Here is a 24,927-nt window from a genome sequence, read left to right as displayed (position 1 = left end):
GAGAACGAGGGCAATGCGATGGAAGACGAGAACATTAAGGCCGCAACGGCAATGGGCACACGTCGCCCACGGCAAGGGGAAGCGTTCTGGTGCGAAATGGTTACGGCGTGGAAAGCGAGTGGGATTGGCGCTCGGCGGTTTTGCCGAGAACAGGGCCTTGCGGTAAGTACATTCAGCCTGTGGCGCAAGAAGCTCTCAAGTCCGGTCAAAGAGATCAAGCAGCCGCTCGCGGTTACTGCAGACGCGGCATTCATCGTTGCCAATTCGGATGTTGAACTCGGGCCCCGGGGCCCGTCCGTAGCAACGCCAGCGGCTGACGCATCGCCCTCGCGTGACCGGGTGACGCTCTCGCTCGCCGGCGTTCGCATCGAACTGAGCGGCATTCACGCCGAGCGCATTGTGCGCTTCGTGCTTGGACAACTCGGAGGTGGCCGGTGCTGATTGCCTCGGACGTTCGCGCCTACATCTGTCGCGACCCGATCGACATGCGCAAGGCGATCGATGGCCTGTCTTATCTCGTCGAGCCGTTGCTTGCCCAGAAGCCTGCATCGGGTAACCTGTTCGTCTTCGTTGCGCGCGACCGCTCCAAAGTGAAGATTCTTTATTGGGACCGAACCGGCTTCGCGCTTTGGTATAAGCGGCTTGAACGAGGCCGCTTCCCGTCACCCTCGTTACTCGCCCAGCGCGGCTTCACGCTCGCCGAACTCAACGCATGGCTCGAAGGCATCGAGATTCCGGCGCGAGAGCCGCACCACACCGTGGCAGTGACGCGCGTGGCATGACGTGCTCCCTCCAGCCCGAGCTTGTAAACGTGGCTCGAGTTGGGCATCATGATGCACATGCCACCCATCGCCGTCACTGTCGCGGATCTTCCCGTCGAGCCCGATGCGCTGCAAGCATTCGCGCTTGAACAGAACCGGCTTGCACGGGTGTTGTGGGAACAGTTGGAAATCCTCCAGCATCAGATTGCGCAGTTGAACCGGGCGCGCTTCGGCGTGAGTTCTGAGCGCCTGGCCGGCCAGGCCGAACTGTTTGATGCCGCCGCGGAAATCCCGGTGCCGCCCGTGGCCAACGCAGTAACTGTGGACGGCCACACTCGCAAAGGGCGTCCTGCTTTGCCGAAGGACCTGCCACGCACACGCATCGAATACGATCTCAGCGATGAGCAGAAGATGGCTTTCGATACGCTCGAACGGATCGGCGAAGAACACAGCGAGACACTGCATTACGAGCCGTCCAGGCTCACCGTCATTGAACACATCCGCTTCAAATACGTGGCGAAGAAGGATGGCGAGTCGACCATCGTGACTGCAAGCGCGCAGCCGTCGCCGCTACCGAAGAGCAATGCCAGCGCGAGCCTGCTCGCCAATGTGCTGGTCAACACCTATGTCGATCATCTGCCGTTGAATCGCCAGGAAATGCGCTACGCGCGCCGTGGCGTGTACTTGCCTCGAGCCACCCTGTGCGAATGGAAGCTGGCATCGGCCGAGCTACTATCGGTATTGCTGCCCGGGTTGCGCGCCCACCAGTTGAAGGCGCCGCGAATGCACGTGGACGACACAACACTGCCTTTGCTCGAGCGAGGCCATCCGTCAACGCGTACAGCGCGATTATGGGGCTACCTTGGCGCGGGCCAGCGTGAGGAGAATGGTGTCAGGGTCGACCACCCGCCGGCGGTCGTGTTCGAGTTCGCTGAGTCGCGAGCGGGCGCACATCCGCTGCTGTACCTGAATAAATACCAAGGCTATCTGCAAGCCGACGCGTATAGCGGCCATGCTGCGCTTTATGAGCGAGGCGATATCGTCGAGGTCGGATGTTGGGCTCATTGCCGCCGACGGTTCTTCGAGATTGCCAAGGTTCAGAAGGACCCAGGGCTCGCGGCTCACGCGCTGCAGTGGATCGCCCGACTGTATGCGATCGAATCGCGAGTCAAAGACCAAACGCCAGACATCAAGCTTGCGCTCCGGCAGGCAGAGACATTGCCCGTGCTTGCGCAGTTTCGTCGGTGGTTAGATGCAAACGTCATCGGTTTGCTCCCACAAGCGCCGCTGGCCAAGGCCTTCGGTTATACGCTGCGACACTGGGAGGCGCTCATTCGATATACGGAGAACGGTGTCCTGTTGCCAGACAACAATGCGCTTGAGCGGCAGATCAGGCCGATTGCCCTCGGAAGGTCGAACTGGATGTTTGCGGCATCTCCTCGCGGCGCCCGTGCAGCGGCAACGATGTACTCACTCATCGGTACGGCTCGTCTGAACGGTATCGAACCCTACGCGTGGCTTGAGCGAACGCTCGAACAACTGCCGTCGTATCCCGTCAATCGCGTGCACGAATTGTTGCCGCTCGCCCGCTAAAACACCTCTGCACATGGACATTCTCGATTCCCTTCGGCAGGCGCCTAGCGCCGAGTTGTATCGCCTCTATCTTGCTATCGGCAAGATGCTTGATGACCCGAGACGTATTCTCGAAATACGTCAACGCCTGCATCTGGGGATGGCCGTCAACTACATTGGCGAAAACCCGCTCGGGCCGCCGGCACAAGGCACAATCGTTGAACTTCGGCAGACACAGGCGGTGATTCAGGACAGCGCAACTCGACGCCGTTGGGGCGTGCTCTATGCGGCGATCATCCCGGAAACTTCGAATGCTCAGCCGCACGTCGAACCAACACCGCCGCCGAGAACACAGCGCGAGGAGTTCTTCATCGGCGACACAGTCGGCTTCACCGACAAGCACCTGAGCGAGCGCGTCGGCATCATCGTTCGGCTGAATGCGAAGACCGCCTCGATTGCCGTCAATGACACCGATGGTCACTGGCGTGTTTCCTACGCCTTACTGCGAAAAATCGTCGACATCTAGCCACGGGGAACTACGCCGACGGGTTCCGCTGACGGATACGTTGCAGCTCGGTGCGTCGTTCCCCGAGATTGGCCAAGTGCTTCGTCATCGTAGCCCGCAATCCACGAGCGTTTATGCGAAGGTGGATGTCAGCGCGCTCCGGAAGTTGGCTATGGCCTGGCCAGGAGGTGCGCGATGAACTCGATTCGAGAGGCGCTCCAAGAATATCTCGACCTGCGACGCAGCCTAGGCTTCAAGATGCACGATGCCGGCTTGCTGTTGCCCCGGTTCGTCAGATTCATGGAGACGCAGCATGCTGAGCATATTAGTATTGGCCTAGCCTTGGGGTGGGCACAGGATGCCTCGGTTCAACCCGCGGAATGGGCGAGGCGCCTTTGCTTCGTGCGCGGCTTTGCTCGCCATCGCAGTGCCACCGACATCCGTACGGAAATTCCACCGATCGGCATGTTGCCTCATCGGTCTACGCGAGCTAGACCCCATTTATACACGGAAGCGGAAGTACGGCGCTTGCTCGATGCGGCATTGGAACTGCCAATGGCGTGGCCGTCGACGCCGCTGCGGCCCTGGGTATTCCATTGCCTCATCGGCTTGCTCAGCGTGACCGGGCTGCGTATCAGCGAGGCGCTGAACCTTGAGCTTGGCGACGTGGACCTCGAGAACGCCGTCCTGACGATTCGCGGTGCCAAGCTCGGCCGATCGCGCTTAGTCCCAATTCATCCGACCACCTGCACGGTCCTCGCTGACTACCTTAGCCGTCGCAAACAGTTTCTCGGTCGCCGGATCTCGCCCTATGTGTTCGTCACGAGTCGCGGCACCCGGCTCGACATGGGTCGTGTTCATCGGACTTTCTACGCGCTGTCACGGCAAACAGGACTGCGGGCTGAAGGCGCAAGCAAGGGGCCACGGTTACATGACTTCCGGCATCGCTTCGCTGTTGAAGTACTGATACGTTGGTATCAGTCTGGAGAGGACGCCTGGCGCTTGTTGCCGGTGCTGTCGACCTATCTTGGACACATCTATGTGGCCGGCACCTACTGGTATTTGAGCGGTTCGCCCGAGTTGATGGCAGAAGCGATGGACCGCTTGGAGCGCCGTTGGGGAGAATCATCATGACTAGAGAGCCTAGCTTCGCCACCTTGCTGGAGAAGTTCTTCATTCAGCGCTTGATGCACCAGCGCCAGGTCAGTGTGCACACGATCGCGTCGTACCGCGACACATTCCGGTTACTGCTGGAATTTGTACAGCGACGCCTGCACAAAGCGCCGTCCACTCTGGCACTGGAAGACATTGATGCGCCGCTCATCGCGGACTTCCTCGATGAACAGGAGCAGGTTCGTGGCGTCACGTCTCGAACGCGTAACTTGCGCTTAACGGCAGTGCACTCGTTGTTCCGATATGCGGCCTTCGAGATGCCGTCACACTCAGCTCACATCCAGCGCGTGCTGGCCATCCCGGCCAAGCGCTTTAGCCGTGCGTTGGTCCCATTCCTGAGCCGAGAGGAGGTCAATGCGTTGCTGGCCGCGCCGGACCAACAGACTTGGTCAGGGCGCCGTGATCATGCGCTGATGTTCTTGGCGGTGCAGACGGGGTTACGCCTGTCTGAGCTGACCGGCCTTCGGCACGAGGACCTGCACATTGGCGCCGGCGCGCACGTACGCGTGTTTGGCAAGGGGCGCAATGAGCGTTGCACCCCATTGAGCAAGAGTACCCGCGCCGTATTGGTCGCGTGGGTTCGAGAGCCTCCGCGGGCCGAGGATCAGCCACTATTCCCCAATGCGCGCGGCGGCCGGTTGAGCGCACACGGCGTCCATTACCTGCTTCACAAGTATGTCCTGGCGGCCACGAACGAATGCTCTTCACTAAAGAACAAGCGCGTGAGCCCGCATGTGTTGCGACATACGACAGCGATGGATTTGTTGCAACAAGGTGTAGACCCTTCAGTAATCGCCCTCTGGCTCGGTCATGAATCGATTGAAACCACGCAGGTCTACCTGGACGCCAACCTCACGTTGAAGCAGGCCGTTCTGGACAGGACCACGCCCCCTCAGGGGATGCCGGGACGGTATCGACCAGATGACCGATTGTTGGCATTCTTAAAGGGCCTGTAGGCCATGACTATGTCCCGCGTCGCGCGCTATCGGCTGATGTCATCCTGGCAGCCTCGTCCGCCACGGGACATAGTTCTGAGCAGGACATAGTCCAGCCTATTGACTGCAGTCAATAGGCTGGAGAACACCGCACTTTATGTGCAGGTGGCCACCGACCTGCTGCATGAAGTCACCAGTCCACTGGACCGCCTGCCTCCTGGATAAGCCTATACCCTGCAGCATCTCATGCTGGAGGTTGCGGACATCTTCCGCAGCCACGGGCCGGCGTGGCGAGCCACGACACGCCTGAGCCTGGGGCAGCTGAAGGTCATGTCAGCCATCGAACGGTGCCGCACGGCGGCACTGGGCGGACATGTGTTGCGCTGTTCAGGCTGCGCAAGGACAGAGGTGTCCTTCAACTCGTGCCGGGACCGGCATTGCCCGAAGTGCCAGGCCAGCGCCGCACACCGCTGGCTGAACGCACGCCAGGCCGATCTGCTACCCATCGAGTACGTCCACGTCGTCTTCACGCTTCCCGCACCCATCAGTGCGATCGCCTGGTACAACAAACGGATCATCTACGGCCTGCTGCTCGACATCGCCGCTGACACGCTGCGCACGATCGCCGGGGATCCCAGGCATCTCGGCGCCCAGATTGGCGCCACGCTCGTACTGCATACCTGGGGCTCGGCGCTCACGCATCACCCGCATGTGCACGGCATCGTACCCGGTGGCGGGCTGTCGCCTGACGGTGAGCGCTGGATCACCTGCCGGCCCGGCTTCTTCCTGCCCGTGCGCGTACTCTCGCGCCTGTTCCGGCGCCGCTTCCTCGAGGCACTCCAGTCGGCTCACCACCGTGGCGACCTGCAGTTCTTCGGCGAGTACACCGGGCTCGCTGATCCCGCCACCTTTGCCCGGTGGCTTGCGCCGCTACGTACCTGCGAATGGGTGGTCTACGCCAAGCGCCCGTTCGCCGGACCGGAAGCGGTGCTCGAGTACCTCTCACGCTACACGCACCGCGTCGCCATCTCCAACCAGCGCCTCGTCGCCTTCGATGAGCGCGGCGTGACGTTCCGCTGGAAGGACTATCGTGCAAAGGGACGCACCCGCTACAAGACCATGACCCTCGAAACCGGCGAATTCATGCGCCGCTTCCTGCTCCATGTGCTGCCCGGTGGCTTCCATCGCATCCGTCACTACGGACTGCTCGCCAACCCGATGCGCCGCGCCAGTCTCGCGAAGGTGCGGGACCTGCTGCACGTCGCACCCGAGGTCAGCCCGCCACCGGATGACACCGTCCTCCAAACGCGGCCCGTCTTCATCTGCCGGCACTGCGGAGCACCGATGATCGTCATCGACATCCTCGCGCGCAGCGCCCCCATCCGCGCACCGCCGATGTGCCGGAGTCAGACATGAGCACAACAGTTGCTCGATCTGCCTGTCGAACGTCGGCTCTGCGGCAACGCGGCCCACGAGCGGACGTTTGCGCGTGTCGCTTCGCGCACTCCCTCGCACGTCCGCTTCGCCAACACAATCGCGCCGATGCACCGCTTCATCACTGCGTCAGCGCGTATCAAGCATCCCGCGTGGCCGCGCCGCATCCGGCACCGCTGAGCATCCTGACCAATCAATCGCCATAGCCGCCAAGCTCCAACCGCATCGGGGCACTCCGCGGTTTCCTCCATCGAGGCTTATTCGACGCCTGCCAACACGCGCAGAGACACCGTCACATTCCTGTGGCCGATGGCAGGCATCGAATAACCCTTAACGACAGTGGCCGTACGCCCACGCTTGTTGCCTTGCGTGCGACCGGCGCTGGCCTCGTGACAGCCTCCAGTCACTGTTCTGGCTAGTCGTGCAACCTGCGCGATGCGACCGAACAGACGGACGCACTGCACCGGATTTCTCTAGAGTTGAATGGTCGTCAGTCAATCCTGACTGACGACGCTGCGCTGACTTTCCAGCGTGAGTTCAATCTAAGGGAATCCAAATGAGAACGTCTCCTCAACAGGAAATCTCGATCAATTTCGATGAGCAGGCCAACTCCAGTCTGCCCCCCAATAGGGCGCCCTTGACGCTCAAACACACCATTCAACCCGAAGAGATACGGGACAACCTGTCGGCGGGCCAAGGCGGCATTGGGTTTCTGTTTCACGCTACGGACTGGGATACGCTTTCATTTTCATTTCATAATGTGAAACGCAGAAATGCATCATTTGAAGAAGAGCTTTGGAAAGCAAAGCCTTTTATCGCATCGCCCATCTATTCGGAATCTCAGGTCATAGGGGCCAATATTGCGTGTCCAGTTCCCCTTGAGTTGTGGCTGGGGAGCCCACGGGGTATCAAGCGATTTCGGGAGACGCAATTCTTTCCGGCGCTGGAACTGGCAAGGCGGGCTGGATTGAGCATGGTGGCGATGGGCGCCTCCACGCCATATGCCTGCAACTATGGCGCACTCCCGCGTCCTACAAAGCCGCCTCATATCACCACGGGTCATGCCGCTACCGCGGCGATGCTGAAAGACTGGGCCATCCACTGCTGCAATGAAGTTGACCTCGAATTCAGCAGGACGACGCTCGCTCTATTCGGTGCGGCTGGGCGGCTCGGCGCCACGGTGGCTAAATACCTGCTTCACAAAGATGCGCCGAAGGAGCTTGTTCTGATCGATTTACCGGACAAGGTGAACCTGCTCACGGAGCAAGCCAAGGAACTGCTGGCAACCGATCCGCTGAGACGAACCCGGGTTTCGGTGCACACATTCAGTCCGGACACTCCGCTGCCGCAGTTCGATGGTGCAATCCTCGCCAGCAGTACCAGCGTTCCCTACCTCACGTCTTCTGACCTCAAACGGGCGCAGTTCTGGATCGACGATTCTCATCCCCGGGCAGCGAGCATCGAGGCTGAACTCGCGTCGCGGGCCCACACGCTATATATTGAGTGCTTCGCTCGTGGCCCTGCCGGACTCAACACCGTGTTTCCGTTCAGACTGCCGACCACCCGCGATTGCTATACCTGTTTCGCCGAAGGCTACGCAGCCTGGCAGGAAGGCATCGCTTCCGATTTCATCATCGGCAGCCCTCCTGTGTGGTCCGTTTCATATACCCACGGACTTCTGAAGAAGTACGGGTTTTCGGTGGGACCCTTTCACGGCAAAGACGGTTCGACGATCGCGCTGAATGCCCAGCGTCGTGGCAAACATGAACTGATAGGGTCGTGAACGTCATTGGAGGCCAGATGGTGATGTCGCGCGAGAACATGCGGGATTTGCTGGAACGAAGCCGGTTTGCAATTCGATGGGGAGGCATACTGGGCCTCCTGTGCCACCCCATTTACTACATCGTCTGGACCTATGTCCTGCCGCAGCCGTACGACAACCTCTTCCTCCGGTTGAGTGCGGCGGTCATCTGCATTCCCTTGATCTTTCAGGCGCGTTGGCCCAGGCGATTTAACAACTACCTGCTGATCTATTGGCATTGCTGCCTGATCTACGTATTGCCATTTGTTTGTACTTTCCTCGCGATCAGAAATTCATTCTCCACCATGTGGATGATGACCGAAGTCATGATGCTTTTCATCATGGCGCTGTGCATCGACAACCCGCTTTTGCTGATGGCCTGCATAGGCACAGGTATTTTTTCCGGCACGCTGGCTGCGGTGGTCACCTCACCGGCTCCGATCGTTCTAAGCGCGGCCAACGAGTCGGATCTCGCCGTGCTGCCCGTCGTCGTCCTGTGCAGCATGGCCTTCAGCTATGCGATCAGCAAAGGACGCATCTTTGTCGAAAGGAACCGGGCATTACAGGCGCTCGCGGGTTCGATCGCCCACGAAATGCGTAATCCCCTCAGCCAGCTGAGGCACGTTCTGGATCGCGTGGAAGAGGCGCTGCCTGCGACGACCGAATCCAACCCGTCGCCAGCGCTGTCGCAGGACGGGGCGGCGTTGCTCTATCGTCATCTCGCCCACGGACAACTGTCGATTGAGCGAGGCCTGCGTATTATCGCGATGACACTGGACGAAGTGAGCGCAAAGCCAATCCGCTCCGACTACCTGACCTATCTGAGTGCGGCGGGTACCACACGTAAAGCACTGGACGAATACGGCTTCGGCGATCAGAAGGAGCGCGGCAAAGTCAGACTCGTGGTACTGGAGGATTTCACCGTCAAGGTCGACGAAACCGTCTATCTGTTCACACTGTTCAATTTGATCAAGAATGCGCTCCATCACATTGCCGCGCATTCTCTAGCGACGCTCACACTCACGGTCGACCGGCAAACGGTGATCGTTCATGACACAGGCCCCGGTATTGCACCTGACATTCTCCCGCATCTGTTCGAGCCTTTCCGCACTGCGGGAAATTCGGCGGGTACCGGGTTGGGGCTCGCTTACTGCCAGCGCGCGATGCGCGCCTTCGGCGGCACCATCGGCTGCCGGTCGGAAGTCGGAAAATTTACGCAGTTCACGCTGCAGTTTCCAGTCGTCCCGGAGCGCGAAGTCGCGGACCATGAGCAGAAAATCCTGGACCACGCCACGCCGTTTTTCAGAGGTAAACGTATTCTCGTCGTAGACGACGATGCCGGTCAGCGGGCGAGAACTCGTCGCGCGCTATCGAAGGTGGGCGCGGACGTGAGCGAGACCGCGGACGGCGAGACGGCGCTGGGTATGCTTCGACAGGCAACGCCGTGGGACCTCGTCCTGATGGACATCAACATGCCGCTTCTGGACGGCTACACGACCACTGAGAAAATCCGCACCGACCATCAAGCGCCTAACAGGAATGTTCTGATCGTCGCCTATACGGTGGAGCCCAGCAATGTAGCGCGCGTCCTCGCACGGCGAGCCGGCATGGACGGACTCGTCAGCAAATCCTGCAGCGTGGTGGAATTGGTCAGCGCTCTACAGACGCTCTTCGAAAACGGCAATCAGCATCATTTGAGCCAGAGTTTCGACGGGTTCGCGGGCAAAACGATCCTGGTGGCCGACGATGACACCTACAGCGGGCTGGTTGCAAAAGGTTATCTGGAGCGATGTGGCGCGAGCGTCGTCGAGGCCGAACATGGGCTGGCTGTGCTGGCCAGGCTGCAGGAGGGCAACGCCATCGATGCCATTGTGATGGACCTGAATATGCCAGGAATGGGCGGCGTGGAAACCACCGCATTGATTCGCGCCCGTGCCGACTCGTATGCCAAAGTACCGATCATTGCCTTGACCAGCCAATCAGATATGGAAGCAGTGCAGGCATGTCTGGCTGCAGGCATGAACGAGGTCATGATTAAACCCGTGCAGGTCGGTTCTCTTTATGCCTCCCTTGCAAGACAGTTTGCCCAGCAACGTGTATTGCATGCTCCAGCGAAGGCCGATCAATCGCAAACATCGGCTAACCCAATCGGCAGGCCTGCGACAGTTACGGAAGGCGATCTGCTTGACGAGAAACATCTCGAAGAGCTGGTGGCGCTTGATTTGCTGGATCAGTCATTCCTCAACGGCATTGAGCAGATTCGCCTGCTTGTGGCGCAACTTACTGCCGGTGTGACGGCTCGTGACTTCGAATCGACGCACGGAGCATTACACCTCCTTCTTGGCGTCAGCGGCAATATCGGGGCAAAGGCTCTGCACCAGTTTACGAGGCAGATTTATCCGCGGGTGGTTGAAGGCGAATGGCCTTCGGAGGCCGACTGGCTTGCGCGAATTTGCACGTTGGGTGAGCGCTCAGCCGACGCGCTGCAGGTGTATTTCGGTTCGGCCAAAGCACGTCGCGATCATCGGGACGCCCTGAGCGATGGATAGCCGTCGGACGGCTCCCCGGCGTCAGTGGTATGCATTCGATTTCTGAAACCGGGAAAACCCATCGTGACGGTGGTACCCGCACCCAACGTGGATTCGATCCGGAGGCTCCCACCAAGAGATTGCATGATGCGGTTGCAAAAGATCATGCCCATACCGTGCCCGCCTGACCCCGCGTAAGTCGTGACGGGGTCCAGCAACAGACGCGCTTTTACCTCCGGCGCAATCCCCCGACCGTTGTCGCAAATACGGATCTCAGGTTCCGGGGCACCCACTACTTCGAGACGCAACGAAGGCGAGGTTGCGCCGTCGAGCGCACGCAATGCATTGGACAACAGCGAAGATAGTACGAGCGCCACGCAATTGGGCATTGCGTGCACAACAAAATCCGCTTGCACGTCGACCTGCATCCAGTCGCGCTGCGACGCGGCAAACGGATAGGTATCGAGCAAGGTAGCGATCAATCGCGTCGCTCGGACCTCGCGGATTCCAGTGTCCGATGCGGACTGCTGACCTCCGTTTTTATGGACCGCCGCCCAGAAAGACGAGATCAGCGTCAGGCAATACTGCGCATTGTTAAGCATTGACTTTGCCGCCTGGCCGATCGCCCTTTGACGCTCCGGATCGTATTGCTCAGCAACGTCGGCTTCGACGGTGCTCGCAAAAAGCGAGATCGTTGCCAATGGCGTATTCAGTTCATGGGCGAGGAAAGCAAGCGTCTCATCCATCGCCAACAGGCGCTGTTGACGCGTTTCCCGCTCCGTGTAGCGTGCGATTGCCAGATGCAGGACCTCGCGCACCATTTCCGCCCGAAGCGGCTTTTCGAGGATACGGAATACGTCGCCGGTATTGACCGTCTGCAACAGCATGTCCTTATCAGCATAGGCAGTCACAAGTATCCGAACGATTTGCGGATATTCCCGCGCCACCTGACGCAGCAGATCATCTCCACCACGCTCCGGCATGCGGAAATCGGTAACCAGTACGGCAATCTCCGCTCCGTATTCACTCAGCATAGCCATCGCCTCGTCTACACCTTGAGCGACATGCACACAGTATTCCTTACGGATTACGCGTGCGAAGTGGTTGCGCGACATCTCGTCGTCATCGACGAAGAGAACGGAAAAAGGCGGCTGCATAGTGTCACTCATCGCGTTTCCAGCAAGTGGAATTTGAACATAGCCTACTTCGCGGGTGATAAAAAATCAGATCTGATACGCCGGATAAGGAATACAAACCTGGATCCTCGCCGCAATGGTAGGGCCAGTGGCTAGCTCGGGGCGGCACACGAGCCGTCGCTCATTGGTTACCGCCATGGCGACAGACGACTATCGTAAGCGATTTTTAGAATAGCGCATGGCACGCAAGGCATACGACAGGACCGAACTGGCAGGATAGGCAAATATCGCTGGCAGTCTGGCCGTCGCTGCGATCTTGCTGGTGAACTGGCTGCGTGCGAACGGCTACAACCCGTCACGCGATCATCCTCTCTTTGCAACCACATTCCTGTTCCCGTTGCGTCGCGAATCGGACAGTCTCAGATGTCGTCGTGTTGTGCCGGATGAGCGTCATTTGAAGTACTCGCTGGGCGCAACCCCCAGCACTTTGCGAAACATCGCCGTGAATGCGCTCGGGCTGTCGTAGCCGTGTTCAAGTGCGACGTCGAGCACCGATGCGCCGGTTGCCAGTTGCGGAAGGCTTAGCAGGACCCGCGTGTGACGGCACCACGAACCATGCGTCATACCGGTCTCGCGCTGAAATGCCCGTGCGAACGTACGCGCATTCATGTTGGCCCGGTGCGCCCAGCCTTGCAATGTAGCGTCGAGCGACGGCTGCGCAATCAGTTCAGCGCACAGTTCGACGAGCGCCGGATGACGTGGCATCGGCACATGCAATAGCAGTGGTTCGGCCACGCGGATCTCATCGAGGATCAACTCCAGCACGCGTCGTTCTCGCCCACCCTCCCCGGCGACCGGCCGGATGCCGACTGCGGTCACGATCAGCTCACGCAGCAGCGCACCCACCAGGATCACCCTGCAGCTATCCGGCAATGTGTCGCGAGCGTCGGCCGCCACGTAGACCGTGCGCATCTGCACGTCGCTCGCGATTTCGATTTCATGGCGCACGCCGCCCGGCACCCACACCGCGCGCCCGGTCGGCACGATCCAACTGTCGGCGGCCGAACGCACGATCATCACGCCCGAAATGGCGTAGATCAATTGACCGCTGCTGTGCGCGTCTGGCGGGAACGCGGCGCCGGCGGGCTGATCCGTGGCGAGCACGGTGACGGACGCGGTCCGCGTCGCCGTCGTCGCATCGACAACTGACGCGTACATGCACGTGTGTGCTTACGGCGAACAGATCGACGTGGCCAACCGCTCGCTCGGGATCGCGCAACGCCTGGTGGATCTGACCACCCGGCAACGCAATCACGGGCTGGTGTCCGACCTCGAGGACACGCGCGCGAGCGGCTTTCTCGACGAAACGCGCGCGACACTGGATTTAACGTGCGCGTCTATGTGCCATACGGTCATGATTGGTATGGTTACAGCACCCGGCGAATCAAGGAGAATCCGCGGATTGCCGGATATATCCTGGCGGCGATGATATGTAGCGCCCGGGCGCGCCAGGAGTTACAGCAGGATCGGCGGAGCGAGACCGACAAGATCGTTGGTCCTGCCTTTATGTTTATCAAGAATGACCGTAACGTCGTCGCGCGTCGCAAGGCGGGTCTATGTTTCGAACGGCCGCTTTAGAGAAGTCCGACCGGCACGTCATACACGACGCGCGGAACTGATGGGCGTGCAAAGGGTTACACTAGTTTGGACATTGGCAATGTTAAATGCTGGTCCTACGCATGTGAAAACTGAATGGAAGGAGGCACGATTCATGATTCAGATGTCTCAAACCCCGTCACGCCGACGGGCCGCAGTGGCGGTCATGGCCATTCTGATGGCGATGTCCGCGCTGCCGGCACAGGCGCAACACTACTCGCGTGGAGGCGGTGGCCACGGACGACCGCCGTCCCATGGCGGTGGCTATCACGGCGGCGGCTATCGCGGGGGTTACCACGGTGATGGTGGCGGCGGTGGTGGTGGCCTGATCGTCGGAGCGTTGTTGGGCGCGGTCGCGGGCGCAGCGATTACAAGTGCTTTGCAACCGCCACCAGCGGTGGTGTATTCCTCACCCCCACCGCCACCGCCGCCGGGGGTCGCTTACTATCCGAACAACTATCCTCCTGGTTATTGATTGCCCAGTAATCAGATCCAATCTGGCGGTTCGTTAGCCGTCGTACGATGTGCATGCCTGGCGGCCATCGCCAGCCCGATCATTCAGACCGAGCATCCATACATGAAAAACTCCGTTCGTAAAGTACTTGTGCCTGCGTTATTGACGTTTGTCTTCGCAAGCGCTTCGGCATGGGCACAGACGCCTGCGAGCAGTGCCGCCACAAAGTCGCCAGACGCGCGGGCTGCCACTCATGCGCAAAAGCATCAGGACCTCGTGGAGCAGCGGATCGACGAATTGCATGCCGAACTGAAAATCACGGACCAACAGTCGCAGCAATGGGATGCCTATTCGCAAACCATGCGCGACAACGCGAAAAGCGCCGATCAGGCTTTTCATGATCGGGCAAAACAACTGCCATCGATGAATGCGGATGACTCGATGAAATCATATGCGGCGCTCACCCAGATGCATGCCGAGAATATGCAGAAATTGTCTACCGCGTTCAGCGCTTTGTACGCCACGCTGTCGGACGACCAGAAAAAAACTGCAGATGTGCTGTTCCGGAATGAACATCCGCATGGAAAACAGAGCGGTAGCCACCATAAGCACAAGCCCGCTGCAGCGGGTGCTGCTTCCGCACCGTCGCCTGCTTCCAACTAGCGCGTCCGGTCAGTAGCCTGGAGAGGCGTTCGGTTGCAGACCGGACGCCCGAATGCGTTATTGCGCAGATACCGCATAAGCCAACGGCACCGTGGTCCATGGTGGCCGACAATCACTGATCTGATTGATGACGAATACGGTCATGTCGGCTAAGCGGCTGTTCACATTATTCCTCGCAGTCCGGCCAGGAGACGACCGTCGCGAAGCACGGTTGAAAGGTCAAGGGGCACTGCAGTCGTTCGGCGTTGGGTAACCAGGCAGATGAAAGGCGCTCGTCCATTCCGTCGTGATTCGCATTCAATCCATCAGTGTCGCTTACAGGCGTAGGCGACCGTATTTCGCTCCCCAGTTTCGTCGCTTTGTGAGGAGGTCTGCTATCCCAGCGAGGACGGCGATCTCCCACACATAGCCCCGGGAGTATGTCACCCCAAAATGTTGCTGAAGCAGGTCCCGCAAACGGGCGTTGTTCCAGTGATCGCCCCTATGCCGTGGGCGCGGGGAGGCTACCTTATCTTCCGACGATCGCGTCGGTCCTTCACGATCGCCGAATGGATGTCCGTTGACGATAAGCGATCTGCCATTGAATGGATTCTTCTCCCAAATGCGCGGTCCACGGCCGTCAAGCTATCAGTTGGGCACCTTTTCCTCGGATCGTAGCGTTAAGACCTGTACGCCGTTTTGGGTCACGGCCACGGTGTGTTCAAACTGCGCCGACAGTTGCCCATCGCGCGTGACCACCGTCCAGCCGTCTTCTTCGGTTCGAACAGAACGTCGCCCCTGGTTGATCATGGGTTCGATGGTGAACACCATGCCTTCCCGCAACAACAAACCCGTCTGCGGTTTTCCCCAATGCAGCACCTGAGGATCCTCGTGCATTTCACGCCCGATGCCATGTCCGCAATATTCCCTTACGACCGAATAGCCATTTCTGTGCGCGTGCCGCTCAATGGCATGACCTACATCGCCAAGCTTGGCGCCGGGACGAACGGCCTTGATCCCTTTCCACATCGCTTCGTAGGTCACTTGCACGAGCCGTTTAGCCAGTGGAGACACCTCTCCCACAAGATAGGTCTTACTGGAATCAGCGATGTAGCCATTCTTCGTAAGCGCTCGATCTTGCACACCCGGGGCCAATATGGCCGCGTGGCAACGGTCGCGTCAATACGGTGGTTGGATCAAGCGTTGTTAAGCGGTCAAGCCGTAGGCTTCGAGATGTTAAACGGCAGCAGGTCGGTAACATCGGCTTCTAATGCTCGTTGCGGCAATTCGCTGAGTACCCGTACGAGATATGCATAGGGTTCGACGTTGCACGCTCGGCACGTGAGCATCAAGCTGTAGATCATTGCGCTGGCCTTCGCACCGGCAACGGTGTCACTGAACAGCCACGAGGATCTGCCCGTGCAGAATGGCCGAATGTCGCGCTCGATGACGTTATGCCGGCTCCCCGATTATGCCGCGTCATGAATGCACGGACACAACGGTTGGGCGGATCTCTGTTCCCGGTCACTCCGATTGCCGGCATTATCAGAGAGCCTCCAGGAAGGCGAGCAACGGATCTGGAGGTTTGTAGCGTGTCGGTGCGACGCCGCTCGCCGTGGCGTGCGCGAGCGCGCGTTCCTTGAGTTGCATGTCAGCGTGCAAGTAGATCTGCGTAGTCTCGGAGGACTCGTGACCGAGCCAGAGCGCGATCACGGTTAGGTCGACGCCGTGATGCATCAGGCTCATCGCGGCCGTGTGCCGAAGGGTGTGAGGCGTTATCGATTTTTTCTTCAGCGAGGGGCACGAGAGACGCGCGATTTCGGCGTTGCGCGACACGAGTCGCTGAAGAGCATCGGCACTGAGATGACCACCACGCGAACTGGGGAAGACCGGATCACCTGGTTTGCCTGGTTGATACAGCAGCCATGCTTTCAGGACTGCAACGACATCCGGTCGCAGAGGAGTGCATCTCATCTTTCTGCCTTTGCCTAGGCAACGGACGTGGGCGCCTGTCCCGAGCATCACATCCTGGCGCCGGAGATTGGTCAATTCGCTGTTGCGCAGACCCGTTTGAACCGCTACAAGAAGCAGCGTTCGGGCCGATCCACGTTCGTACGTCAGGCGCCCCTACCAGAGCGGCGGCCTCGCTCTCGGTCAGAAACTCAACAGGGCCGTGCTCGCAGCGTTTAGATGGAATTGCAAGAAGGCGCTGACACTGCAGAAACAACGCAGGCTCGCTGACCGCGACGAACCGGAAGAAGGCATGCACGGCGGCAAGCCGCGTGTTGCGTGTTCGCACCGAATTGCCTCTGCCGCGTTCGAGGTGCTGCAGGAATTCCTCGATCAACGACACGTCGAAGTCCTCGATTCGCAGCTTTGACGGCGCGCGCCCCATATGCTTCGTGGCGAACGCTAGCAGCAGCCGGAACGTGTCAATCGTCAAAAGGAGCGAAGAATGGTCACCGGCAGTTGGAAACCTAACATCGCAGCTTGCGGTGTACTCATGCGCGCCAGGCGGGCCTTGCCTACCGCTACGTTTTGAGGTGCTTAAACTCAAAGACCTTCATAGACTAGGTACAACTTTCCTTTGAGCAATGAATTTACCAGCGATATCTGATTTTTATCAATTATCCAAGCCCCAGGGGAAATTTCCGTTTTTTCTATTCCTTTTAAAAATTCGTCACGATTAATCCAGAACCGAACCACAGCCGACTTACCGTAGCTTTCAACCAACGTTTGGAGAGACTCTTCATTCATGTCGACGTTGCGAAAACACGTGAGATCCGTATCGCGATTCCACGGCAGAGCACGCAGCCCGGAGTGTTTGACAAAGGAAAGTTCTTCGTTGCTGAGCAAACAACAGATTGACATACCCAGCGAGGAATTGCCGCTTCTCAGACAATTCTCGATCCAGACGTCGTTCTCTGCCCTGCTGTACCCCATCAGCGCGCCTTCCTGTCTCTCAAAAACCTCGCTCCAACCTCCGCACTCTCGCGACGCTTTCCGAATAAACATCAATGCAGGGACTCGCCATGCTTCGTCGAGGGGGAAGTAGTAAATTGTCCCAGCCATTCCCCCATCACGCCCGTAAACATCTTCGTGCTTCCCAAGAATCCCTTGTGCAACGAACCGCTCGAAACATGCGAGACGGTATTTTTCAAACCCGCCATCCCCCGGTTCAACGTTGAGCCAGCCTAGTTTTTTTCGACCGTCAAGCAGCAATGGCAGTTCAAAGCCGGTATGTACCAGGTATGGAAGGTCTTCTTCCCCTGATTTCCAATACCTGAGTCCGTAGTATTTCGACTGAATGGGGACCGTGCCCTTCAGAAGTTCATCGGTTGTAGCGAACTCAGCCCCATCAATGAGCACACTCCCAAAGTTGACAAGTCTTTCATGAACTGGAGGTTGGCCCTTAAGCGCATCAAAAGCTTCCTTCAACGGAAACTTAAATGACAGCGCTGGATAGCACAGCTCATCATCAAACACATCCACAATTAAAGCTTCCATCGGCTCGTCCATCCAATCCAAATTAGTCACCAGTACCGCCAGGTAAGTAGGGGCGCAACTCTGCTGCCTGTGCTCCACCCGACAAGTCACCCAGATTGAGTTCCTTTACGGCACAATCCCGACAGAGATAACCCGTTCCCTGGACGAAATACATACCAGTTGTACCGTATGTCCCCCCGCTTTTGCAACTTCCGCCTGTGCAAGGTTGACCTGTGGAACGATAGTTACCGCTAATGTCGAAGCTGTCTCCGGTGAATACGCTCGCCAAGCCACTCGGATCCGTGCGATTAATCGGGTTGTTGCTAACGTAAGCGTACAGATTTTCATCGTCCGTATACCCCGCCGGATCGGTCTGCAGAAAACGACCTAGCCCAGACGAATAGAATCGCGCCTTGTAGTAGTAGAGTCCGGGAGTTGAAAAGAATTGTTGACCCGTGAATCGAAAACGTAAACCTGTCGTGACGTTCGGCTCCCCAAATGGGCCGTATGTAAAGACTGCCGTTCGTGCGCCTGACGCGTTCGCCGTTGCAACCACACTCCCTAATTGGTCGCTATACAGCCAGCTTTTGCTGGTTGTGCCACTGCCTTCGTACCAGACCAAGGGATTGTCAACGGCCGGACCCTGCACGTACCGCCTGAGGACGGTATTACCCGTTGAGTCATACTCAGCAACCAGTTTGGTCCCATCGTTGAGCAAGTTGGTCGTCGTGCTGTTGAACAGGCTAACCGTGTCGACGGTCTGGCGCATGCGGCCCTGGGCATCGTAGGAAAAACTGATGTTCGGGATGCCAAGAAGTCCCGTTGACGCCGACTTCAGACGATTGTCGACGTCGTAGCCATACGACCATCCGGCGTAACCAGACAGGTTGCCGCTGCTGTCATAGGAAGGAGTGTTTCCCTGTGCGCTCGTATAGCGATTGAGGCCATCGGCTGCATAACTTTGTGTGCCAACGGAGGCTCCGCTCCACTGATAGGCGGCGTTGCTGGATATGACGCTGTTGACGTCGAGCAGCTGATTCCGGGCGTAGGTGTACTGCACCTGCTCGCCAGTCGCCGCAAGGGCATTCGTCAACGTCGCCAGCCCACTTTGATTGTCGTACATACGCTGAATCGACGTGCCGTTGCCCAGCGTAATTGTTGTGAGCCGGCTGAGGTCGTCGTAGGCGTAGCTGGCCAGGCTGGTGCTGCCGTTCTCCCTGATTATTCCCGTTCGGTTTAGTGCGTCATAGCTGGTGGTGGTGTAGAACCCGTCAGGCCATGTCATCTGAACACGGTTGCCAGCGCCATCGTACTGGAAGGCCAGATTCTTGCCGCCAGCCGACGTACCGATCAATCGACCGGGGTTGTCCCACGTATAGGTGACCGCGTAACTGCCATTCGCATACTGCGCGGAGGTCCGAAGATCACGAAGATCATAAGAGAACTGGACGTTGTCGCTGCTGCTTGGGTACGTCCTTGCTGTCAGTCGGTTGCGCGCGTCCCACGTCTGCGTAATCGTGCTCCCGCTGCGCCGGCGTATCGACGCGATGTTTCCATTAGCGTCGTATCCATTCTCTTCGTAGTCGTTGGTGTTCGCCGAACCAGGCGTGCCCGGCAGGGGGTAGTAAGTGCGCGTGCGGTGATCAAAGCCGTCGTAAGCATAGGCGGTCAGATTGTTCTTCGCGTCGGCACTGGAGTTCAGATTTCCGTTTGCCGTGTAAGTGAACTGAACGTAGGTCTGCTCCTGAGCAGTCCCGACAGCCTTTTTCACTGCGGCAACGGTGTCATCGTTGTTATAAATGGTCGTGCTAACGCGATTGCCGCCGTCAGACGTCGACAGATATTGTGTTGTCTGGTACGCGCGATCCAGGTCGTCATAAGCGGTATCGGTGATCGATACCGGCGCAGTTTCTGCCGGACAGGTCGTTGCTGACGCCGTCAGCGAAGGTCCCCACGCCCTCACCGGCTTCCCTGTCTCGCTGTAACGTGTGCAACTGGTTAACCATTGCGATGCCAATTGTCGGGCGATCGACGTTGGCCGGCCATCTGCGTCGTATGAGGTCTGGATCTGTTTTCCGAGCGCATCGGTTGTCACGATCGGTCGACGCTCGCTGTCATAGCTAGTCGCGATGGTATCGTTCAGGTCCGTTCTCGGGCTTTTAACGAGTGTTCGATTCCCGATCGGGTCATACGTGAACGTCGTCGTGAGATTCAACCGACCCGTGCCGCTGTCCACCGTCGTCAACTGAGGAACGAAATGGTTAGTCGGGTCGTACGCGTAGATGTTCAGGAGATAGCTGTTATTTGTGATCGACGTTGCAAACGATGAGCGCAAATAGAACACAGGAAAGCCAGCCGGCGCATAGTTGACGTAGCCATAATCAGTTTCTCCCTGCACACCATTGGAATCTGGTGGTGTGAAGACCTTCCACAGCAGCCCTTGCGGCGTGTATGTGTAGGACGTTGTGTTTCCGCGCGGGTCAACGGCTGTCGCGACCTGGTTGAAAGCGCTCTCGTATGTGAAGCTCTGGACGAGCGGCGACACACCGGACCCCGAGGGTGCAAACTGGCTGATCGTCTTGATGTTCTGGGTGCAGCGTTTCTCGGCGCTTGCGCAGCTCGCATCGTCGTAGGTGTACGACGTCCCGTTGCCTTGTGGCAACGTTTTTGTTGCAAGCCGGCCTTGCCCGTCGTAGCTGAAGATCGTCGTGTTAAACAGCGGCGTTGTGTCCTCAAGAACATTGCCCATGGCATCGAAATACGTAACCCGTGCCACGCTGCCCGGACCCACCTCCATTGATCGCGAGCCCGCGAAGAAATAGTAGTAGGTCTTTCCTCTCGCATTGGACTGGATCGCCACCCGATTCATATAATCGTAGGTGTTTGTGACCGCGGCAATTGAAGGAAAACTCGGAAGGAACATCTGGGTCAGTTGACCCGGCAGGCCGTACGCATAGGTCGTACTGGCGTTAAGCGTGTTTGTAAAGCTCGACAGATTGGAGCTCGTGTCGTAGCCATACTTGACGACTCTCGTGCCGTCAGTGACCTGGGTAATCAATCCGTTCGTGTAAGTGAATGTCAGCGCCCTTCCCAGACTATTGGAAACGCCCGTGAGCGTGGACCCTGAATAGGCATATTTCACCTGAACGCCGCTCGTATCGGTGTACGTGTCCGGCTGGCCTGCGGAATTGAACTTGAGCGTTGCGTAATGAACGGAGTCGAGGGAATACGTACCGTCGGCGTTCAGCGATAGTTTCTCAGATCGACCTGGAGGAGGATTGTAGGTTCCATCTGGCAGTTTAACGAAGGCCTCGCCATTCAGTCCCTGCGTCACGATGACAGAATTATTGATGAGTTGGTCGCCAAACCAACGCTGCCCAAGCGTTGCCGTCACCATTTTCTCGATGGGCGTCGAGCTATCGAGCAGAAGGTCGAGCGACGCCTTCATTTCGACCAGAGTGCCCACCGCGTCTAGCGCTGAGTCTTCTCCCATTCCCTGATAACCATCAGAGTTCACCGACGCGGTCGTATTGAAGTTATGCGTCCAGCCTTTCCCTAACGGACCACTCAGGTTCTTTCGACCTGAACTATACAGCCGCTGAAAATTCAGGCTTTGTGGGAACGTGCCGGTGCCCACAGCGACGTCATTGTGGTCATAGTTGAAGTTTCCAGAAGCCCTGTCGATGGGGTCGTTGTAGGTAAAAGCAGACGCGTTGGTCAGCGAGCCATTGCTTTGCTGGGAGATTAGCGCCAACGCTTCATAGATGCTGAGGGTTTGAGATATGCTGGCAAAGCCGCCGCCGAGTCCGCCGTTTATCATCGAGCCCACAGTCGATGATCCGACGACAAAATACCCAGCGCCCGTCCATTGGTTTTCAGTGAGGTCGCAGTGCTGGGGCAGAATCAGCCGGTTTCCCGCTCCGAGATAGGCGGCGAAAGTTGCAGCATAAGCGCCGCAATTAACCAGATTTGGCTGAACGGCGGTCGCGTAGTTTGAGGAGTTTGCGTTATAGATGGGCTGACCGGCTGCGGCTGCAATGTCGACAAGATTGACGGTCGAGGTCGCCGGCACACTGCTTGTCTGTTGCACGGCTGTTGACTCGAGCGAACTAAAATGCATCGCCACGTTAAACAGCGCCGCCTGTTCCTTGGTCGGATTAGCATCGAGCGTCGCGATTGAGATCGCGCTGCCTTGAAGGTCGACGTACGAACTGGATGCATACCCAGCGATACCGATGTGGTGCTGATGCAGGATTGTCGTATTCGAAAGAAGCTGCTCCGTCAGATACACGGCCTGGGCGCCCTGCCCCAGCCATTGGGCCGCTAGCACCTCGAGGGCAGATCCTGTGACGGGTTCCGTTCCACTGGCCGCACCACTCGCGCGCAGATCGCCAAGTGTTTTCTGGTACGAATCGGCGAGGCCGCGCGACGTTGGGCCCCAACCATTAGCGACAACATAGGTGTTGCCGGGTCCTGCTTTGAGCGTCTGGTTGTAGGTCAGATTGGCAAAGGGCAGTGCGTACGCATTGTGTGTGACGGTGAACGTGATCGGCGTCGACGTTCCCGGAGTCGCCGCTGTGCCAGGCACTCCGACCATGGAACCGTCCAGCTGGAGGACGGGTTGGTTTGAGCCGTTGTAGGTGATGGTCAGCCGATGACCGTAAATGGCGTCCGACGTAAAGGTCTGGTCGATGCCTTGATACTGAACCCGAAGTGTCGGTTTCAGCGAGTTCGGAATATCTACCAGATCCTGGAGCGGAAAGGCCGTGTCCTGGAGAGGCGGCGATGTGTAGTGCGGAATCGCGCCGTACACCTGATCGAGAGATTTTCCACCGACAACGTCATCCAGCGTAGCCGCGGGAAGATTTGCCCGCAGGTACCCTGCCAGGGTGCTCGCATAAGTGGTGAGGTTGTTCCGGATATTGTTCCGGTTGATGTTCTGTACATAGTTGCTCGTAATCGTCGCCCCGCTTTCCGCCGAGCTCAGATATGTGGCTGCGTTGTATCCGGTGATGCTGGCGTTGCCCAGGTCGATGCCCGTTTTGAACGTGTGGGTTTTGAAGCTGGGATCAAAATAATAGGTTGTCCCATTCAGGACCGTTTTTACCCAGACGTGGCCAATCGAAACATCGACGAGAGCCCCTACGTTACCAGGACAGTTCCCACCAACAGTCGAATGAACCGTGTAGATGGGGATCTGCCCTTTGCCAAGCAGAGCGATGACGCCACAGGCGTTTGACGTGTCAACGCCGTACCATGCATTAAGCTGGGCGGCGGTTACCTTGATCACGCCCGTAGTAAACGACGCGGTGTAGCCGGACGCGCGAAGCAGGTCAACCATCAGCATCGCCTGATCGTATGCGGTGCCTTGATTGTCCAGAATTGCGCCGACGGAACCTTTCTGGGCTCCGAAAATCGGATAAAACTCGACGTTGTTGCGAACCCACTGAAAGATCACATCGGGATTGAAGTCGAGTGCCCGCGCGAGCACCGCAATCGATGGTGGCCCCTCAGGGCTTGTATCTCCCGCAATCCGGTTTGCCCAAAGTTGCTTTGTCGCATTGGCTTTGCCAATTCCCGTATTGATATTCAGAGGTAGCTGCGCCGACGCATGTAGTTTTTCCCAGGACTCGCCTGAAACTGGCGGAAAATTGGCAAAGACGGTACCTGGCGCCGGATATTTACCATCGGCTGCCGCCTGTGGAAAATTACTATTAACGGCGGGCTGGCCACTCACGAATGTAACCGCCTTCGCGGCTACGGAATTCGATGGCAGAACTCCGATATACGGACTTCCTTTAGATTTTGACGGACCCGGTACCCCAACGTACGATGCTGCTCGGCTACCTGCAAGCGACGCCATTGCGTCTGCATTCAAAGGAGCGGGACTGGCAACCCCTAATGATGCCGAGAACCCGAAAATCCCCAGTGAGAAAATCTTTATATACTTATTTACACGCGAACGCGCAGGGCTGGACATCTCGTCCTCCATAAGAAGCGCATTAGTGCTGCGTACCCGATCTGCTTTGCATCGCTACGATGCAGCACCGCTGCTCAGGGGGAAGTGGTCGAGACGGACGCCCGATTGCCGGTTGCGTCGTATGAATAAGTAATTGTCGTGGTGGTCGTACCGTTGTCGAAGACTGCCTGAACCACTCTCCCCAGAGAGTCGTACGCATAACGAACGGCAACAGCATCGGCGGTAACGCTCGCAAACAACAGCGCAAATACCGCTGCGCTCCTCACAACGCGCAAAACAAGTCTCACTCGATCTTTACCGAGCCCGACATTCTGGTCACTCATGCTGCCCCCGGGTGGTCTTAACATCAATTTTTGCAGGAACGCAGAATTAAATAAGCCTGACCTTGGCTTTCAACTTCCATGCGACCATGCCATTTTTATATGATGAATAGGGCTTGTGCAAGAAATAATGATTTAGGGTTTACGATATCGCGGTTTTAATCCGTAAAAACGCGCGTTTTAATGGAAAATCATGCAAATGTTGGTTGTCACGCAATTTGCCAAAATATGCGCTGTGAATAAATAATCGAACGGATTGACGTCTGGCATTGCTGCCTCTAGGTGATCCGGCGCCCCGCTGATCACTGCCCGCGAACGTGGCGTTGTAATAAAAAGCTAGCAGCGTCCATGACGGCCGCCTGAATCCGACAATCACTTCAGGATCTGTGGCGGCGCAATATCCGATGTAAATTACTGCGTGGGATCGGTCGGGCGAGATACCCAGCATCTAACTTCACGTCGTCCGCCGGGAGATCACAACTTGAGCACTCCACAAATAGCATATATCTATGCTTTGTGCTATGACCGCTTGCGCGCCCCCTGC

General features: G+C 57.9%; 16 protein-coding genes and 2 pseudogenes. 11 read left to right on the top strand and 7 right to left on the bottom strand.

The features are described 5' to 3' along the window. Positions 1-18: 18 nt before the first annotated feature. The 9 genes from tnpA (at position 19) to PQR40_RS35805 (ending at position 10,730) form a co-directional block, all read left to right on the top strand. Positions 19-441 (top strand): IS66 family insertion sequence element accessory protein TnpA, encoded by a 423-nt coding sequence (tnpA, locus tag PQR40_RS35845; RefSeq protein ID WP_408510998.1) that lies wholly within the window; start codon positions 19-21, stop codon positions 439-441. Then, positions 435-782, top strand: coding sequence for an IS66 family insertion sequence element accessory protein TnpB (tnpB, locus tag PQR40_RS35840; protein WP_408510997.1), 348 nt, complete (start codon positions 435-437; stop codon positions 780-782). The genes tnpA and tnpB overlap by 7 nt, the downstream gene beginning before the upstream one ends. Before the next feature lie 48 nt (positions 783-830). Continuing rightward, positions 831-2,354 (top strand): IS66 family transposase, encoded by a 1,524-nt coding sequence (tnpC, locus tag PQR40_RS35835; protein WP_408510996.1) that lies wholly within the window; start codon positions 831-833, stop codon positions 2,352-2,354. Between the two features lie 13 nt (positions 2,355-2,367). After that, positions 2,368-2,859: a hypothetical protein gene (locus PQR40_RS35830; protein WP_408510995.1), complete on the top strand. Its 492-nt coding sequence runs from the start codon at positions 2,368-2,370 to the stop codon at positions 2,857-2,859. Between the two features lie 174 nt (positions 2,860-3,033). Further along, a complete protein-coding gene (locus PQR40_RS35825) occupies positions 3,034-3,972 on the top strand; it encodes a tyrosine-type recombinase/integrase (RefSeq protein WP_408510994.1) in 939 nt (312 codons plus the stop codon). Next, positions 3,969-4,967: a site-specific integrase gene (locus PQR40_RS35820; RefSeq protein WP_408510993.1), complete on the top strand. Its 999-nt coding sequence runs from the start codon at positions 3,969-3,971 to the stop codon at positions 4,965-4,967. The genes PQR40_RS35825 and PQR40_RS35820 overlap by 4 nt, the downstream gene beginning before the upstream one ends. Before the next feature lie 225 nt (positions 4,968-5,192). Further along, positions 5,193-6,362 (top strand): IS91 family transposase, encoded by a 1,170-nt coding sequence (locus tag PQR40_RS35815; RefSeq protein WP_408510992.1) that lies wholly within the window; start codon positions 5,193-5,195, stop codon positions 6,360-6,362. 574 nt (positions 6,363-6,936) lie between these two features. Beyond that, positions 6,937-8,163, top strand: coding sequence for a hypothetical protein (locus PQR40_RS35810; protein WP_408510991.1), 1,227 nt, complete (start codon positions 6,937-6,939; stop codon positions 8,161-8,163). A 17-nt stretch (positions 8,164-8,180) separates the two neighbouring features. Next, positions 8,181-10,730: an ATP-binding response regulator gene (locus PQR40_RS35805; protein WP_408511008.1), complete on the top strand. Its 2,550-nt coding sequence runs from the start codon at positions 8,181-8,183 to the stop codon at positions 10,728-10,730. Here PQR40_RS35805 and PQR40_RS35800 read toward each other — a convergent pair. Both PQR40_RS35800 and PQR40_RS35795 read right to left on the bottom strand, forming a co-directional pair. Further along, positions 10,703-11,878, bottom strand: a complete 1,176-nt coding sequence (locus PQR40_RS35800; protein WP_408510990.1) for a hybrid sensor histidine kinase/response regulator — start codon at positions 11,876-11,878, stop codon at positions 10,703-10,705. The two genes, PQR40_RS35805 and PQR40_RS35800, sit on opposite strands and share 28 nt — an antisense overlap. A 417-nt stretch (positions 11,879-12,295) precedes the next feature. Then, positions 12,296-13,063 (bottom strand): AraC family transcriptional regulator, encoded by a 768-nt coding sequence (locus PQR40_RS35795; RefSeq protein ID WP_408510989.1) that lies wholly within the window; start codon positions 13,061-13,063, stop codon positions 12,296-12,298. A gap of 553 nt (positions 13,064-13,616) precedes the next feature. Here PQR40_RS35795 and PQR40_RS35790 point away from each other — a divergent pair. Both PQR40_RS35790 and PQR40_RS35785 read left to right on the top strand, forming a co-directional pair. Continuing rightward, complete coding sequence (locus PQR40_RS35790; RefSeq protein ID WP_408510988.1) at positions 13,617-13,976, top strand: hypothetical protein; 360 nt, start codon at positions 13,617-13,619, stop codon at positions 13,974-13,976. A gap of 102 nt (positions 13,977-14,078) precedes the next feature. Further along, complete coding sequence (locus PQR40_RS35785) at positions 14,079-14,618, top strand: Spy/CpxP family protein refolding chaperone (RefSeq protein WP_408510987.1); 540 nt, start codon at positions 14,079-14,081, stop codon at positions 14,616-14,618. Positions 14,619-15,245: 627 nt separating this feature from the next. Here the strand turns inward: PQR40_RS35785 and map are convergent. The 5 genes and pseudogenes from map to PQR40_RS35760 form a co-directional block, all read right to left on the bottom strand. Further along, positions 15,246-15,734 (bottom strand): annotated as a pseudogene (map, locus tag PQR40_RS35780) (type I methionyl aminopeptidase); the annotation flags it as partial. A 77-nt stretch (positions 15,735-15,811) separates the two neighbouring features. Beyond that, positions 15,812-16,054, bottom strand: a pseudogene (locus PQR40_RS35775) (transposase domain-containing protein); the annotation flags it as partial. Between the two features lie 88 nt (positions 16,055-16,142). Then, positions 16,143-16,646, bottom strand: coding sequence for a tyrosine-type recombinase/integrase (locus tag PQR40_RS35770; RefSeq protein WP_408510986.1), 504 nt, complete (start codon positions 16,644-16,646; stop codon positions 16,143-16,145). Between the two features lie 504 nt (positions 16,647-17,150). Then, on the bottom strand, positions 17,151-18,134 hold the full coding sequence (locus tag PQR40_RS35765; protein WP_408510985.1) for a hypothetical protein: 984 nt from the start codon (positions 18,132-18,134) through the stop codon (positions 17,151-17,153). Then, a complete protein-coding gene (locus tag PQR40_RS35760; protein WP_408510984.1) occupies positions 18,127-23,820 on the bottom strand; it encodes an RHS repeat-associated core domain-containing protein in 5,694 nt (1,897 codons plus the stop codon). Before PQR40_RS35760 ends, PQR40_RS35765 begins: the two co-directional genes overlap by 8 nt. Positions 23,821-24,927: the final 1,107 nt, after the last annotated feature.

This window comes from Paraburkholderia sediminicola (assembly GCF_046026855.1).
GTDB lineage: Bacteria > Pseudomonadota > Gammaproteobacteria > Burkholderiales > Burkholderiaceae > Paraburkholderia > Paraburkholderia sediminicola_A.
This window is presented reverse-complemented; position numbering and strand designations above follow the sequence as displayed.